At 56.2% G+C, this 15,512-nt stretch carries 11 protein-coding genes, 1 tRNA gene and 1 pseudogene; all 13 read left to right on the plus strand.

Translation table 11 applies throughout. The features are described from left to right. The first annotated feature begins 88 nt into the window (after window positions 1–88). Window positions 89–164, plus strand: a tRNA-Trp gene (locus KVQ74_RS28945). Between the two features lie 45 nt (window positions 165–209). Further along, the gene (secE, locus tag KVQ74_RS28950; RefSeq protein WP_007916493.1) at window positions 210–578 is read left to right on the plus strand and encodes a preprotein translocase subunit SecE; all 369 of its coding nucleotides are present in this window, start codon (window positions 210–212) and stop codon (window positions 576–578) included. Window positions 579–587: 9 nt separating this feature from the next. After that, window positions 588–1,121: a transcription termination/antitermination protein NusG gene (gene nusG, locus KVQ74_RS28955; RefSeq protein ID WP_217834789.1), complete on the plus strand. Its 534-nt coding sequence runs from the start codon at window positions 588–590 to the stop codon at window positions 1,119–1,121. 117 nt (window positions 1,122–1,238) lie between these two features. Then, on the plus strand, window positions 1,239–1,670 hold the full coding sequence (gene rplK / locus KVQ74_RS28960; protein WP_217834790.1) for a 50S ribosomal protein L11: 432 nt from the start codon (window positions 1,239–1,241) through the stop codon (window positions 1,668–1,670). Then, complete coding sequence (gene rplA, locus KVQ74_RS28965; RefSeq protein WP_217834791.1) at window positions 1,670–2,365, plus strand: 50S ribosomal protein L1; 696 nt, start codon at window positions 1,670–1,672, stop codon at window positions 2,363–2,365. Before rplK ends, rplA begins: the two co-directional genes overlap by 1 nt. A gap of 197 nt (window positions 2,366–2,562) precedes the next feature. Then, a complete protein-coding gene (gene rplJ, locus KVQ74_RS28970; protein ID WP_010220297.1) occupies window positions 2,563–3,063 on the plus strand; it encodes a 50S ribosomal protein L10 in 501 nt (166 codons plus the stop codon). 78 nt (window positions 3,064–3,141) lie between these two features. Next, complete coding sequence (gene rplL / locus KVQ74_RS28975; protein ID WP_007957596.1) at window positions 3,142–3,507, plus strand: 50S ribosomal protein L7/L12; 366 nt, start codon at window positions 3,142–3,144, stop codon at window positions 3,505–3,507. A gap of 220 nt (window positions 3,508–3,727) precedes the next feature. Beyond that, window positions 3,728–7,801 (plus strand): DNA-directed RNA polymerase subunit beta, encoded by a 4,074-nt coding sequence (gene rpoB / locus KVQ74_RS28980; protein WP_217834792.1) that lies wholly within the window; start codon window positions 3,728–3,730, stop codon window positions 7,799–7,801. A gap of 63 nt (window positions 7,802–7,864) precedes the next feature. Continuing rightward, window positions 7,865–12,064 (plus strand): DNA-directed RNA polymerase subunit beta', encoded by a 4,200-nt coding sequence (gene rpoC, locus KVQ74_RS28985; RefSeq protein ID WP_217834793.1) that lies wholly within the window; start codon window positions 7,865–7,867, stop codon window positions 12,062–12,064. Window positions 12,065–12,280: 216 nt separating this feature from the next. After that, a complete protein-coding gene (gene rpsL / locus KVQ74_RS28990; protein WP_003186084.1) occupies window positions 12,281–12,652 on the plus strand; it encodes a 30S ribosomal protein S12 in 372 nt (123 codons plus the stop codon). 108 nt (window positions 12,653–12,760) lie between these two features. Beyond that, window positions 12,761–13,234 (plus strand): 30S ribosomal protein S7, encoded by a 474-nt coding sequence (rpsG, locus tag KVQ74_RS28995; RefSeq protein WP_007957592.1) that lies wholly within the window; start codon window positions 12,761–12,763, stop codon window positions 13,232–13,234. A gap of 30 nt (window positions 13,235–13,264) precedes the next feature. Beyond that, window positions 13,265–15,412 carry an elongation factor G gene (gene fusA, locus KVQ74_RS29000; protein WP_217834794.1) on the plus strand — a complete coding sequence of 716 codons (2,148 nt, stop codon included), beginning with the start codon at window positions 13,265–13,267 and terminating at the stop codon, window positions 15,410–15,412. Window positions 15,413–15,446: 34 nt separating this feature from the next. Further along, a pseudogene (locus KVQ74_RS29005) lies at window positions 15,447–15,512 on the plus strand (GTP-binding protein); the annotation flags it as partial.

The following is a 15,512-nucleotide window of genomic DNA, read 5'->3' on the forward strand; positions in this document are numbered from 1 at the left end:
TCGGCGCTGGCGTCGTGGCCAAAGTTATCGAGTAAGTAGTTGTAATGTCTTTTTCGGGCCGGCATAATGGTCGGCCTGATTTTGTTTTAGGTCAGTAGCTCAATTGGCAGAGCGACGGTCTCCAAAACCGTAGGTTGGGGGTTCGATTCCCTCCTGACCTGCCAGATTCACTCGGTGTGTCTGGCTTTCTTTTCACAGGATCTTCATAGATGACTCCTAAAGCTGAAGCTCAAGGCTCTCGCTTCGATCTGCTCAAGTGGCTTGTAGTAGTTGCTTTGGTGGTTGTTGGCGTTGTTGGCAATCAGTATTACTCTGCTTCGCCGATCCTGTACCGCGTACTCGCACTGCTTGTCATTGCTGCCGTTGCTGCCTTTGTGGGCTTGCAGACTGCCAAGGGCAAGTCGTTCTTTGTATTGGTTAAGGAAGCTCGCACCGAGATTCGTAAAGTCGTATGGCCAACTCGTCAAGAAACCACGCAGACCACGCTGATTGTCGTGGCTGTTGTTCTGGTTATGGCGTTGCTGTTGTGGGGGCTTGACTCCCTGCTCGGCTGGCTTGTTTCCTTGATTGTCGGCTAAGGGTGTCCCGTGGCTAAGCGTTGGTACGTTGTGCATGCTTACTCGGGTTACGAGAAGCATGTCATGCGCTCGTTGATCGAGCGTGTAAAGCTGGCTGGCATGGAAGATGGCTTTGGCGAAATTCTGGTTCCCACTGAAGAAGTGGTTGAAATGCGTAATGGCCAGAAGCGCAAAAGCGAGCGTAAGTTCTTCCCAGGTTATGTGCTGGTTCAGATGGATATGAACGAGGGTACTTGGCACTTGGTCAAGGATACTCCTCGGGTGATGGGTTTCATCGGCGGTACCGCTGATAAGCCTGCGCCGATTACTGATAAAGAGGCGGACGCGATTCTGCGTCGTGTTGCTGATGGTAGCGACAAGCCTAAGCCGAAGACGCTGTTCGAGCCAGGCGAGACTGTGCGTGTTATTGACGGTCCGTTTGCCGACTTTAATGGTGTTGTCGAAGAAGTTAACTACGAAAAGAGCCGGATCCAAGTGGCAGTGCTCATTTTCGGTCGCTCTACTCCGGTAGAGTTGGAGTTCAGCCAGGTCGAAAAGGTCTAGTTGAACAAGCATCCCAACCCCGCAGCCCTAGGCTGTGGGGTTTTGTCGTCACTGGGATAAACGCGCAAGTAACCGGGGAGCCTCTCGAGGCGTTCGAACCCGTAATTGGAGTGCCTCATGGCCAAGAAGATTACCGCTTACATCAAGCTGCAAGTGAAGGCCGCTCAGGCTAACCCAAGCCCACCTGTTGGTCCTGCTCTGGGTCAGCACGGCGTGAACATCATGGAATTCTGCAAAGCTTTCAACGCCCGTACCCAGGGTCTGGAAGCTGGCCTGCCGACTCCAGTGATCATCACTGTCTACAGCGACCGTAGCTTCACTTTCGAAACCAAATCCACCCCTGCTTCGGTTCTGCTGAAGAAGGCGGCCGGTCTGACCAGCGGTTCCGCTCGTCCGAACACCGTTAAGGTTGGCACCGTTACCCGTGCTCAGCTGGAAGAGATCGCTAAAACCAAAAAAGCGGATCTGACAGCAGCTGATATGGATGCAGCCGTGCGTACTATCGCCGGTTCTGCTCGTAGCATGGGCCTTAACGTGGAGGGTGTGTAATGGCTAAGCTGACCAAGCGTCAAAAGGCTATCGCCGACAAAATCGAAGCAGGCAAGTCCTACAACTTCGAAGAGGCCGCTAAACTGCTGGCCGAGCTGTCGACTGTCAAGTTCAGCGAGTCGTTTGACGTTGCTGTAAACCTGGGTGTAGACCCGCGTAAATCCGACCAGGTCGTTCGTAGCGCTACTGTGCTGCCACACGGTACTGGCAAGACTGTTCGCGTTGCTGTGTTCACCCAAGGTCCAGCTGCTGAAGCCGCTCTGGCTGCCGGCGCTGACCGCGTAGGCATGGACGACCTGGCTGCCGAAATGAAAGGCGGCGACCTGAACTATGACGTAGTCATCGCATCCCCGGATGCCATGCGCGTTGTAGGTCAACTGGGTCAGATCCTCGGTCCACGTGGCCTGATGCCTAACCCTAAAGTCGGCACCGTAACTCCAGACGTCGCTAACGCGGTTAAAAACGCCAAGGCTGGTCAGGTTCGTTATCGCACCGACAAAAACGGCATCATCCACACTTCCGTTGGCAAGATCGGCTTTGATGCCGTCAAGCTGAAGGAAAACGTTGAAGCCCTGATCGCTGATCTGAAGCGTATCAAGCCAGCTTCTTCGAAAGGTATTTACGTCAAGCGCGTTACCCTGAGCACCACCATGGGCCCAGGTCTGGTTATCGACCAGAGCTCGCTGAGCGCGTAAGACAAAATTGGTGCAAGCGATTGCACCAATTGAAAGATTGGGGTCCCTGCCTGGCGGGGGCTATCCAAGACCGTAGGCGGCGCAAGTCTTAAACCTCAAGCCTACGCAGATGGTGCTCCCGGTTCCTTACCGAATCAGACACCAAAACGACATCCGGCTACGGCCAGATGAAACGGTAACAAGCAGGAGTTAAACCCGTGGCAATTAAACTCGAAGACAAGAAGGCCATCGTCGCTGAAGTCAACGAGGCTGCCAAAGTCGCTCTGTCCGCTGTCGTGGCTGATGCCCGTGGTGTGACTGTAGGCGCAATGACCGGACTCCGTAAAGAGGCTCGTGAAGCTGGCGTATACGTACGTGTCGTACGTAACACCCTGCTCAAGCGTGCTGTTGCTGACACTGAATTCAGTGTTCTCAACGACGCCTTCACCGGCCCGACCCTGATCGCTTTCTCCAACGAACACCCGGGCGCTGCTGCTCGTCTGTTCAAAGAGTTCGCCAAGGGTCAGGACAAGTTCGAGATCAAGGCAGCTGCGTTTGATGGCAAGTTCCTTGCCGCTAACCAGATCGACGTGTTGGCTACCCTGCCGACCCGCGACGAAGCTATTGCGAAACTGATGAGCGTGATCCAAGGCGCTACCAGCAAGCTGGCTCGTACCCTGGCAGCCGTTCGCGACCAGAAAGAAGCTGCTGCAGCCTAAGGCGCAGTCAGACCTTTCAAAATCATATGTTTAATTTGATGGCTGCGTAAGCTGTCACCCCAATACAGGATTCAAGTCATGTCTCTGACTAACGAACAAATCATCGAAGCAATCGGCCAGAAAACCGTTCTGGAAGTTGTTGAGCTGATCAAAGCAATGGAAGAAACCTTCGGCGTGACCGCCGCTGTTGCTGCTGCTGGTCCAGCTGCTGCCGCTGCTGTTGTTGAAGAGCAAACCGAGTTCAACGTTGTTCTGGTTGAAGCCGGCGAGAAGAAAGTAAACGTGATCAAGGCAGTTCGTGAACTGACCGGTCTGGGCCTGAAAGAAGCCAAAGAGAAAGTCGACGGCGCTCCTCAGGTTGTAGCTGAAGGCGTTTCGAAAGAAGCTGCTGAAGACGCTAAGAAGAAGCTGGAAGAAGCAGGCGCTAAAGTCGAGCTGAAGTAAGCATCGACTTTGCTCCTCCAGCCCGAGCTTCAAGCGACAGGCTGATGGCTGGTGGCTTTTGCCACCGGCCTTTTTCCGTTATTGGCAGCCGACTCGGTCGGTGTCGGTAACGAGCTGTAACCATCCGATGTGATGGCGCAAACCATGGGGTTTGCACGATTTTCTGGCTGTTCCCGTCGGGAAGAGCCAAACAAGCAGGTGACCAAGCTGGGGAACGCTGATGGCTTACTCATATACTGAGAAAAAACGTATCCGCAAGGACTTTAGCAAGTTGCCGGACGTCATGGATGTGCCGTATCTCCTGGCCATCCAGCTGGATTCGTATCGTGAATTCTTGCAAGCGGGAGCGACTAAAGATCAGTTCCGCGACGTGGGCCTGCATGCGGCCTTCAAATCCGTTTTCCCGATCATCAGCTACTCCGGCAATGCTGCGCTGGAGTACGTCGGCTATCGCTTGGGCGAGCCGGCATTTGATGTCAAAGAATGCGTATTGCGCGGTGTAACTTTCGCCGTACCTTTGCGGGTAAAAGTGCGCCTGATCATTTTCGACAAAGAATCGTCGAACAAAGCGATCAAGGACATCAAAGAGCAAGAAGTCTACATGGGTGAAATTCCCCTGATGACTGAGAACGGTACCTTCGTAATCAACGGTACCGAGCGTGTGATCGTTTCCCAGCTGCACCGTTCCCCGGGCGTGTTCTTCGACCACGACCGTGGCAAGACGCACAGCTCCGGCAAACTGCTGTACTCCGCGCGCATCATCCCTTACCGCGGTTCGTGGCTGGACTTCGAGTTCGACCCGAAAGACTGCGTATTCGTGCGTATCGACCGTCGTCGCAAGCTGCCGGCTTCCGTGCTGCTGCGCGCGCTCGGCTATACCACCGAGGAAGTGCTGGACGCCTTCTACACCACCAACGTATTCCACGTGAAAGGCGAGAGCCTGAGCCTGGAGCTGGTGCCTCAGCGCCTGCGTGGTGAAGTTGCAGTCCTCGACATCCAGGACAACAACGGCAAGGTGATTGTCGAGCAGGGCCGTCGTATCACTGCCCGCCACATCAACCAGCTGGAAAAGGCCGGGATCAAAGAGCTGGAAGTGCCTCTGGACTACGTCCTGGGTCGCACCACCGCCAAGGTCATCGTGCATCCGGCTACCGGTGAAATCCTCGCCGAGTGCAACACCGAGCTGTCGACTGACGTTCTGGCGAAGATCGCCAAGGCTGGCGTTGGCCGCTTTGAAACGCTGTACACCAACGACATCGACTGCGGTCCGTTCATCTCCGACACCCTGAAGATCGACTCCACCAGCAACCAATTGGAAGCGCTGGTCGAGATCTATCGCATGATGCGTCCAGGTGAGCCGCCAACCAAAGACGCTGCCGAAACCCTGTTCAACAACCTGTTCTTCAGCGCCGAGCGTTATGACCTGTCTGCGGTCGGCCGCATGAAGTTCAACCGTCGTATCGGTCGTACCGAGATCGAAGGTTCGGGCGTGCTGTGCAAGGAAGATATCGTCGCGGTACTGAAGACTCTGGTCGACATCCGTAACGGTAAAGGCATTGTCGATGACATCGACCACCTGGGTAACCGTCGTGTTCGCTGCGTAGGCGAAATGGCCGAAAACCAGTTCCGCGTTGGCCTGGTACGTGTTGAGCGTGCGGTCAAAGAGCGTCTGTCGATGGCCGAAAGCGAAGGCCTGATGCCGCAAGATCTGATCAACGCCAAGCCAGTGGCTGCGGCGGTGAAAGAGTTCTTCGGTTCCAGCCAGCTGTCGCAGTTCATGGACCAGAACAACCCGTTGTCCGAGATCACCCACAAGCGTCGTGTCTCCGCACTCGGCCCTGGCGGTCTGACTCGTGAGCGTGCGGGCTTCGAAGTCCGTGACGTACACCCGACCCACTATGGTCGTGTCTGCCCGATCGAAACGCCGGAAGGTCCGAACATCGGTCTGATCAACTCCCTGGCCGCTTACGCGCGCACCAACCAGTACGGCTTCCTGGAAAGCCCGTACCGTGTGGTGAAAGAGGGTGTGGTCACTGACGATATCGTGTTCCTGTCTGCTATCGAAGAGGCCGATCACGTGATCGCGCAGGCTTCGGCGACCATGGACGACAACAAAGTCCTGATCGACGAACTGGTAGCCGTACGTCACCTGAACGAATTCACCGTCAAGGCGCCTGAAGAAGTCACCTTGATGGACGTTTCGCCGAAGCAGGTGGTTTCGGTGGCTGCGTCGTTGATTCCGTTCCTCGAGCACGACGACGCCAACCGTGCGTTGATGGGTTCGAACATGCAGCGTCAGGCTGTACCAACCCTGCGTGCCGACAAGCCGCTGGTCGGTACCGGCATGGAGCGTAACGTGGCTCGCGACTCCGGCGTTTGCGTCGTTGCTCGTCGTGGCGGCGTGATCGACTCCGTTGATGCCAGCCGTATCGTGGTTCGTGTTGCCGATGACGAAGTTGAGCCGGGTGAAGCCGGTGTCGACATCTACAACCTGACCAAATACACCCGCTCGAACCAGAACACCTGCATCAACCAGCGTCCGCTGGTGAGCAAGGGTGATCGCGTTCAGCGTAGCGACATCATGGCCGACGGCCCGTCCACCGACATGGGTGAACTGGCGCTGGGTCAGAACATGCGCATCGCGTTCATGGCATGGAACGGCTTCAACTTCGAAGACTCCATCTGCCTGTCCGAGCGTGTGGTTCAGGAAGACCGTTTCACCACGATCCACATTCAGGAACTGACCTGTGTGGCGCGTGACACCAAGCTTGGCCCAGAGGAAATCACTGCGGACATCCCGAACGTGGGTGAGGCTGCACTGAACAAGCTGGACGAAGCCGGTATCGTTTACGTAGGCGCTGAAGTTGGCGCAGGCGACATCCTGGTCGGTAAGGTCACTCCGAAAGGCGAGACCCAACTGACTCCGGAAGAAAAACTGCTGCGTGCAATCTTCGGTGAAAAAGCCAGCGACGTTAAAGACACCTCCCTGCGTGTACCTACCGGTACCAAAGGTACTGTCATCGACGTGCAGGTCTTCACCCGCGACGGCGTTGAGCGTGATGCTCGTGCCCTGTCGATCGAGAAGTCCCAGCTGGACGAGATCCGCAAGGATCTGAACGAAGAGTTCCGTATCGTTGAAGGCGCGACTTTCGAACGTCTGCGCTCCGCACTGGTAGGCCACAAGGCCGAAGGCGGCGCCGGTCTGAAGAAAGGTCAGGACATCACCGACGAAGTACTCGACGGTCTTGAGCATGGTCAGTGGTTCAAACTGCGCATGGCTGAAGATGCTCTGAACGAGCAGCTCGAGAAGGCTCAGGCCTACATCGTTGATCGTCGCCGTCTGCTGGACGACAAGTTCGAAGACAAGAAGCGCAAACTGCAGCAGGGCGATGACCTGGCTCCAGGCGTGCTGAAGATCGTCAAGGTTTACCTGGCAATCCGTCGTCGCATCCAGCCGGGCGACAAGATGGCCGGTCGTCACGGTAACAAAGGTGTGGTCTCCGTGATCATGCCGGTTGAAGACATGCCGCACGATGCCAATGGCACCCCGGTCGACGTGGTCCTCAACCCGCTGGGCGTACCTTCGCGTATGAACGTTGGTCAGATTCTCGAAACTCACCTGGGCCTCGCGGCCAAAGGTCTGGGCGAGAAGATCAACCGGATGGTCGAAGAGCAGCGTAAGGTTGCTGAGCTGCGCGTCTTCCTGGACGAGATCTACAACCAGATTGGCGGTCGTAACGAAGACCTGGACAGCTTCTCCGACCAGGAAATCCTGGATCTGGCGAAGAACCTGCGTGGTGGTGTTCCAATGGCCACTCCAGTGTTCGACGGTGCCAAGGAAAGCGAAATCAAGGCCATGCTGAAACTGGCGGATCTGCCAGAAAGCGGCCAGATGCAGCTGACCGACGGCCGTACCGGCAACCAGTTCGAGCGTCCGGTTACCGTTGGCTACATGTACATGCTGAAGCTGAACCACTTGGTAGACGACAAGATGCACGCGCGTTCTACCGGTTCGTACAGCCTGGTTACCCAGCAGCCGCTGGGTGGTAAGGCACAGTTCGGTGGTCAGCGTTTCGGGGAGATGGAGGTCTGGGCACTGGAAGCATACGGTGCTGCTTACACTCTGCAAGAAATGCTCACAGTGAAGTCGGACGATGTGAACGGCCGGACCAAGATGTACAAAAACATCGTGGACGGCGATCACCGTATGGAGCCGGGCATGCCCGAGTCCTTCAACGTGTTGATCAAGGAAATTCGTTCCCTCGGCATCGATATCGATCTGGAAACCGAATAACACGTGACGCGATAGAGAGCGGGGCAGGATTGCTCGCTCTCTGCTCCGCCAGGAGGAAAGGCCTTGAAAGACCTACTGAATTTGCTGAAAAACCAGGGTCAAGTCGAAGAGTTCGACGCCATCCGTATCGGATTGGCCTCGCCTGAGATGATCCGTTCGTGGTCGTTCGGTGAAGTTAAAAAGCCGGAAACCATCAACTACCGTACGTTCAAACCTGAGCGTGACGGTCTGTTCTGCGCCAAGATCTTTGGCCCGGTAAAGGATTACGAGTGCCTGTGCGGTAAGTACAAGCGCTTGAAGCATCGTGGTGTGATCTGCGAGAAGTGCGGCGTTGAAGTTGCACTGGCCAAGGTTCGTCGTGAGCGCATGGCGCACATCGAGCTGGCTTCGCCGGTTGCCCACATCTGGTTCCTGAAATCGCTGCCGTCCCGTATCGGCCTGCTGATGGACATGACCCTGCGTGATATCGAACGCGTTCTCTATTTCGAGAGCTATGTCGTTATCGATCCGGGCATGACCACTCTTGAGAAAGGTCAGCTGCTGAACGACGAGCAGTACTTCGAAGCGCTGGAAGAGTTCGGTGATGACTTCGACGCCCGCATGGGTGCCGAGGCTGTCCGCGAGCTGCTGCACGCTATCGACCTGGAGCACGAGATTGGCCGTCTGCGCGAAGAGATTCCGCAAACCAACTCGGAAACCAAGATCAAGAAGCTGTCCAAGCGTCTGAAGTTGATGGAAGCCTTCCAGGGCTCCGGCAACCTGCCAGAGTGGATGGTGCTGACCGTTCTGCCGGTTCTGCCGCCAGATCTGCGTCCACTGGTTCCACTGGATGGCGGTCGTTTCGCAACTTCCGACCTCAACGATCTGTATCGTCGAGTGATCAACCGTAACAACCGTTTGAAGCGCCTGCTGGATCTGTCCGCTCCGGACATCATCGTGCGCAACGAAAAGCGTATGTTGCAGGAAGCTGTCGATGCGTTGCTCGACAACGGTCGCCGCGGTCGCGCCATCACCGGTTCGAACAAGCGTCCTCTGAAATCCCTGGCCGACATGATCAAGGGTAAGCAGGGTCGTTTCCGTCAGAACTTGCTCGGTAAGCGTGTTGACTACTCCGGTCGTTCGGTAATTACCGTAGGCCCGACCCTGCGTCTGCACCAGTGCGGTCTGCCGAAGAAGATGGCTCTCGAGCTGTTCAAGCCGTTCATTTTCGGCAAGCTGGAAATGCGTGGTCTGGCGACCACCATCAAAGCAGCCAAGAAAATGGTCGAGCGCGAACTGCCAGAGGTTTGGGACGTTCTCGCCGAAGTGATTCGCGAACACCCGGTTCTTCTCAACCGTGCACCGACCCTTCACCGTCTGGGTATCCAGGCGTTTGAACCGGTACTGATCGAAGGTAAGGCTATCCAGCTGCACCCTCTGGTCTGTGCTGCGTACAACGCCGACTTCGACGGCGACCAAATGGCCGTGCACGTACCGCTGACGCTGGAAGCCCAGCTCGAAGCGCGTGCGTTGATGATGTCGACCAACAACATCCTGTCGCCAGCCAACGGTGAGCCAATCATCGTTCCGTCGCAGGACGTTGTATTGGGTCTGTACTACATGACTCGTGAAGCGATCAACGCCAAGGGCGAAGGTCGTGTGTTCGCGGATCTGCAGGAAGTCGACCGTGTGTTCCGTGCCGGCGAAGCCGCACTGCACGCCAAGATCAAGGTGCGTATCAACGAAACCGTCAACGATCGTGACGGCAACAGCGTGAGCAACACCCGTATCGTCGACACCACTGTCGGCCGTGCGCTGCTGTTCCAGGTTGTGCCAAAAGGTCTGTCGTTCGACGTCGTCAACCTGCCGATGAAGAAAAAGGCGATCTCCAAACTGATCAACCAGTGCTACCGCGTGGTTGGTCTGAAAGAGACCGTGATCTTCGCTGACCAGTTGATGTACACCGGTTTCGCTTACTCGACCATTTCCGGCGTTTCCATCGGTGTTAACGACTTCGTTATCCCGGACGAAAAAGCCCGCATCATCGGTGCTGCCACCGACGAAGTGAAAGAAATCGAGAGCCAGTACGCCTCCGGCCTGGTAACCCAGGGCGAGAAGTACAACAAAGTGATCGACCTTTGGTCGAAAGCGAACGACGAAGTCTCCAAGGCGATGATGGCCAACCTCTCGAAAGAGAAGGTCATCGACCGTCACGGCGACGAAGTCGAGCAAGAATCGTTCAACTCGATGTACATGATGGCCGACTCGGGTGCGCGGGGTTCCGCAGCACAGATTCGTCAGCTGGCCGGTATGCGTGGTCTGATGGCCAAGCCGGACGGTTCCATCATTGAAACGCCGATTACTGCGAACTTCCGTGAAGGTCTGAGCGTACTTCAGTACTTCATCTCGACTCACGGTGCTCGTAAAGGTCTGGCGGATACCGCGTTGAAAACTGCGAACTCCGGTTACCTGACTCGTCGTCTGGTAGACGTGGCGCAGGATCTGGTCGTGACCGAGATCGATTGCGGCACCGAACACGGTCTGCTGATGACTCCGCACATTGAAGGCGGTGACGTTGTAGAGCCGTTGGGTGAGCGCGTATTGGGTCGTGTCATTGCCCGTGACGTATTCAAGCCAGGTACCGAGGACGTCATCGTTCCTGCCGGCACTCTGGTAGACGAGAAGTGGGTCGAGTTCATCGAGCTGAACAGCATCGACGAAGTGATCGTGCGTTCGCCGATCAGCTGCGAAACCCGCTACGGCATCTGCGCCAAGTGCTACGGTCGCGATCTGGCTCGTGGTCACCAGGTGAACATCGGTGAAGCGGTCGGCGTTATCGCTGCCCAGTCCATCGGTGAGCCGGGTACCCAGCTGACGATGCGTACGTTCCACATCGGTGGTGCGGCAAGCCGTACTTCCGCAGCCGACAGCGTTCAGGTCAAGAATGGCGGTACTGTCCGTCTGCACAACCTGAAACACGTTGAGCGCGTGGATGGCAACCTGGTTGCTGTGTCCCGTTCCGGTGAGCTGGCAATCGCTGATGACTTCGGTCGTGAGCGCGAGCGTTACAAGCTGCCGTACGGTGCTGTGATTTCGGTTAAGGAAGGTGACAAGGTCGACGCTGGCGCAATCGTGGCCAAGTGGGATCCGCACACTCACCCGATCGTTACCGAAATGAAAGGTACCGTGACCTACGTGGGCATGGAAGAAGGCATCACGATCAAGCGTCAGACTGACGAATTGACCGGTATGACCAACATTGAAGTGCTCGACGTCAAAGACCGTCCGGCTGCCGGCAAGGACATCCGTCCTGCGGTGAAGATGGTCGACGACAACGGCAAGGATCTGTTGCTGCCAGGTACTGACGTTATCGCTCAGTACTTCCTGCCAGCCAACGCCCTGGTCGGCGTGGCGGACGGTGCGAAGATCGCGATCGGTGATGTTATCGCTCGTATCCCGCAAGAGACTTCGAAGACCCGTGACATCACCGGTGGTCTGCCGCGTGTTGCCGACCTGTTCGAAGCCCGTCGTCCGAAGGAAGCGTCGATTCTGGCTGAAGTCAGCGGCACCATCGCGTTCGGTAAGGAGACCAAGGGCAAGCGCCGTCTGGTCATTACGCCGAACGACGGTAGCGATCCGTATGAAGAGCTGATTCCGAAGTGGCGTCACCTGAACGTGTTCGAAGGCGAACAGGTAAACCGCGGCGAAGTTATCTCCGACGGTCCGAGCGATCCGCATGACATCCTGCGTCTGCTGGGTGTGAGCGCGCTGGCCAAGTACATCGTGAACGAGATCCAGGACGTTTATCGTCTGCAGGGCGTGAAGATCAACGACAAGCACATCGAGACCATCCTGCGTCAGATGCTGCGTAAAGTTGAGATCTCCGAGTCCGGCGATTCCAGCTTCATCAAGGGCGACCAGATGGAACTTACCCAGGTGCTGGGTGAGAACGAGCGTCTGGCTTCGGAAGACAAATTTGTCTCCAAGTTCACTCGCGTGTTGCTGGGTATCACCAAGGCGTCGTTGTCGACCGAATCGTTCATCTCGGCGGCTTCCTTCCAGGAAACCACTCGCGTACTGACCGAAGCGGCAGTCACCGGCAAGCGCGATTACCTGCGCGGCCTGAAAGAAAACGTGGTCGTGGGTCGTCTGATCCCGGCCGGTACCGGTCTGGCATATCACAGCGAGCGCAAGCGTCGTCGTGATGCTGACAAGCCGTTGCGCGTAAGCGCCAGTGAAGTGGAAGCTGCACTGACCGAAGCGCTGAACTCGAGCGGTAACTGAGTTCTGCGATAAATGAGCGTAGGGCCCTGACCGCTCCGTTCATCGAATCGAGACAAATTGTCGAGGTTCGGTGGGTGGGGAGGTCGGGGCCTTGCCTTGACTGGGGGCAAGATCCTCTTTAGACTCTTGATCCCCTAAATTTGGCGGGAATCCGTTCCTGCCATTTTGCTTTTCTTGCAAGACAATAGCGTCGCAAGACAACAGTGGAGCTAGTAGATGGCAACTATCAACCAGCTGGTACGTCAGCCGCGTAAGCGTATCGTCGAGAAATCCGACGTACCTGCGCTGCAGAACTGCCCGCAACGTCGTGGCGTGTGCACCCGTGTGTACACCACTACGCCGAAAAAACCTAACTCGGCACTGCGTAAAGTATGCCGTGTGCGTCTGACCAACGGTTTCGAGGTTTCCTCGTACATCGGTGGTGAAGGCCACAACCTGCAAGAGCACAGCGTGGTACTGATCCGCGGCGGTCGTGTAAAAGACTTGCCAGGTGTTCGTTACCACACCGTTCGCGGCTCCTTGGATACTTCCGGCGTTAAAGGCCGTAACCAGGGTCGTTCGAAGTACGGTACCAAGCGTCCGAAGTAATCGGCCGTTTTGCAGATTTTCATTTTATTGAGTCGATAAGAGTAAGGTCGGGCACGCATCCAATGGGTCTGTCCCGAACTAACCTGAAGACCGTTTGAGGGCTTATCAATGCCAAGACGTCGCGTAGCAGCAAAGCGTGAGATTCTGGACGATCCGAAATACGGAAGCCAAATCCTCGCCAAATTCATGAACCACGTTATGGAAAGCGGCAAGAAAGCCGTTGCCGAGCGTATCGTTTATGGTGCCCTGGAAACCGTTGCGGCTCGTAAGACCGGCACCGATCCCCTGGAACTCTTCGAAAAAGCACTCGACGCCATCGCTCCGCTGGTCGAAGTGAAGTCGCGCCGCGTTGGTGGTGCTACTTACCAGGTTCCGGTCGAAGTTCGTCCGTCCCGTCGTAACGCTCTGGCAATGCGCTGGTTGGTAGACTTCGCCCGCAAGCGCGGCGAGAAGTCCATGGCTCTGCGTTTGGCTGGCGAACTGCTGGATGCTGCTGAAGGTAAAGGTGCAGCAGTTAAGAAGCGTGAAGACGTGCACCGTATGGCTGAGGCCAACAAAGCGTTCTCGCACTACCGCTTCTAATATCGGCATCACTCATTTTGCGAGGGCTTTATGGCTCGTACTACTGCAATCAACCGCTACCGTAACATTGGTATCTGTGCTCACGTTGACGCGGGCAAGACCACCACTACTGAGCGGATCCTGTTCTACACAGGTCTGAGCCACAAGATGGGCGAGGTGCATGATGGCGCCGCGACCACCGACTGGATGGTGCAGGAGCAGGAGCGGGGTATTACCATTACCTCCGCTGCTGTAACTACCTTCTGGAAAGGTTCCCGTGGTCAGTATGACAACTACCGCGTAAACGTTATCGATACCCCGGGCCACGTTGACTTCACCATTGAAGTAGAGCGTTCCCTGCGTGTACTCGACGGCGCCGTTGTAGTGTTCTGCGGCACCTCCGGTGTTGAGCCTCAGTCCGAAACCGTATGGCGTCAAGCCAACAAGTACGGCGTTCCACGTGTTGTCTACGTGAACAAGATGGACCGTGCCGGTGCGGACTTCCTGCGTGTTGTCGGCCAGATCAAAAACCGTCTGGGTCATACCCCGGTTCCGGTTCAGCTGGCGATCGGTGCAGAAGATGACTTCCAGGGTCAGGTTGACCTGATCAAGATGAAGGCCATCTACTGGAACGATGACGACAAAGGCACTACCTATCGCGAGGAAGAAATTCCTGCCGATCTGGTTGAGCTGGCTAATGAGTGGCGCAACAACATGGTTGAAGCTGCCGCCGAAGCCAGTGAAGAGCTGATGAACAAGTACCTTGAAGAAGGTGACTTGTCGGCTGAAGACATCAAGGCTGGTCTGCGCGCCCGTACTCTGGCGAGCGAGATCGTGCCTGCGGTCTGCGGTTCTTCGTTCAAGAACAAGGGTGTTCCTCTGGTTCTCGACGCCGTTATCGACTTCCTGCCTGCTCCTACCGAGATCCCTGCGATCAAAGGTATCCACCCGGATCTCATCGAGAAGCCGAAGGACGAGCTGCAAGAAGGTGACTACGACGAGCGTCATGCAGATGACTCCGAGCCGTTCTCCGCTCTGGCATTCAAGATCGCTACCGACCCGTTCGTTGGTACTCTGACTTTCGTGCGTGTCTACTCCGGCTTCCTGAGCTCGGGCGACTCCGTGATCAACTCGGTCAAGGGCAAGAAAGAGCGCGTTGGTCGTATGGTGCAAATGCACGCGAACCAGCGTGAAGAGATCAAGGAAGTACGTGCAGGCGACATCGCTGCCCTGATCGGCATGAAGGACGTCACCACTGGTGACACTCTGTGCGATCTCGACAAGCAGATCATTCTTGAGCGTATGGACTTCCCTGAGCCTGTAATTTCGGTAGCTGTAGAGCCGAAAACCAAGCAGGACCAGGAAAAGATGGGTATCGCACTGGGCAAGCTGGCTCAGGAAGACCCGTCGTTCCGCGTCAAGACCGACGAAGAGACTGGCCAGACCATCATCTCCGGTATGGGTGAGCTGCACCTGGACATCCTCGTTGACCGCATGAAGCGCGAGTTCAACGTCGAAGCCAACATCGGCAAGCCTCAGGTTTCGTACCGCGAGAAGATCAGCAAGAGCAACGTCGAGATCGAAGGCAAGTTCGTTCGTCAGTCCGGCGGTCGCGGTCAGTTCGGTCACTGCTGGATCCGTTTCTCGGAGCCGGACGTCGATGCGAACGGCAACATCACCGAAGGTCTGGTCTTCACCAACGAAGTTGTTGGTGGTGTGGTTCCTAAGGAATACATCCCGGCTATCCAGAAGGGTATCGAAGAGCAGATGAAGAACGGCGTCGTTGCCGGCTATCCGCTGATCGGCCTGAAGGCTACCGTGTTTGATGGTTCCTACCACGACGTCGACTCCAACGAGATGGCGTTCAAGGTAGCAGCTTCCATGGCGACCAAGCAGCTGGCCCAGAAGGGCGGCGGTGTTGTGCTTGAGCCGATCATGAAGGTTGAAGTAGTAACCCCAGAGGACTACATGGGTGACGTGATGGGTGACCTGAACCGTCGTCGTGGTCTGATCCAGGGTATGGACGACTCGGTGTCCGGCAAGGTTATCCGTGCTGAAGTTCCACTGGGTGAGATGTTCGGTTATGCGACCGACGTCCGTTCCATGTCTCAGGGTCGCGCGAGCTACTCCATGGAATTCTCCAAATACGCCGAAGCTCCGTCGAACATCGTCGAAGCTCTCGTTAAAAAACAAGGCTGATTTCAGTCCCCCTTTAGGCTAGGAGTTAATTGTCGTGGCTAAAGAAAAATTTGAACGTAACAAACCGCACGTCAACGTTGGCACCATTGGTCACGTTGAC

Source organism: Pseudomonas botevensis (assembly GCF_019145475.1).
In the GTDB taxonomy this organism is placed as follows: Bacteria; Pseudomonadota; Gammaproteobacteria; order Pseudomonadales; family Pseudomonadaceae; genus Aquipseudomonas; species Aquipseudomonas botevensis.

Excerpts from the sequence above, each read along its gene's own strand:
- secE (WP_007916493.1), top strand. The coding sequence starts at position 210 with ATGACTCCTAAAGCTGAAGCTCAAGGCTCTCGCTTCGATCTGCTCAAG.
- rplK (WP_217834790.1), top strand. The coding sequence starts at position 1,239 with ATGGCCAAGAAGATTACCGCTTACATCAAGCTGCAAGTGAAGGCCGCT.
- rplA (WP_217834791.1), top strand. The coding sequence starts at position 1,670 with ATGGCTAAGCTGACCAAGCGTCAAAAGGCTATCGCCGACAAAATCGAA.
- rplL (WP_007957596.1), top strand. The coding sequence starts at position 3,142 with ATGTCTCTGACTAACGAACAAATCATCGAAGCAATCGGCCAGAAAACC.
- rpoB (WP_217834792.1), top strand. The coding sequence starts at position 3,728 with ATGGCTTACTCATATACTGAGAAAAAACGTATCCGCAAGGACTTTAGC.
- rpsL (WP_003186084.1), top strand. The coding sequence starts at position 12,281 with ATGGCAACTATCAACCAGCTGGTACGTCAGCCGCGTAAGCGTATCGTC.
- rpsG (WP_007957592.1), top strand. The coding sequence starts at position 12,761 with ATGCCAAGACGTCGCGTAGCAGCAAAGCGTGAGATTCTGGACGATCCG.
- fusA (WP_217834794.1), top strand. The coding sequence starts at position 13,265 with ATGGCTCGTACTACTGCAATCAACCGCTACCGTAACATTGGTATCTGT.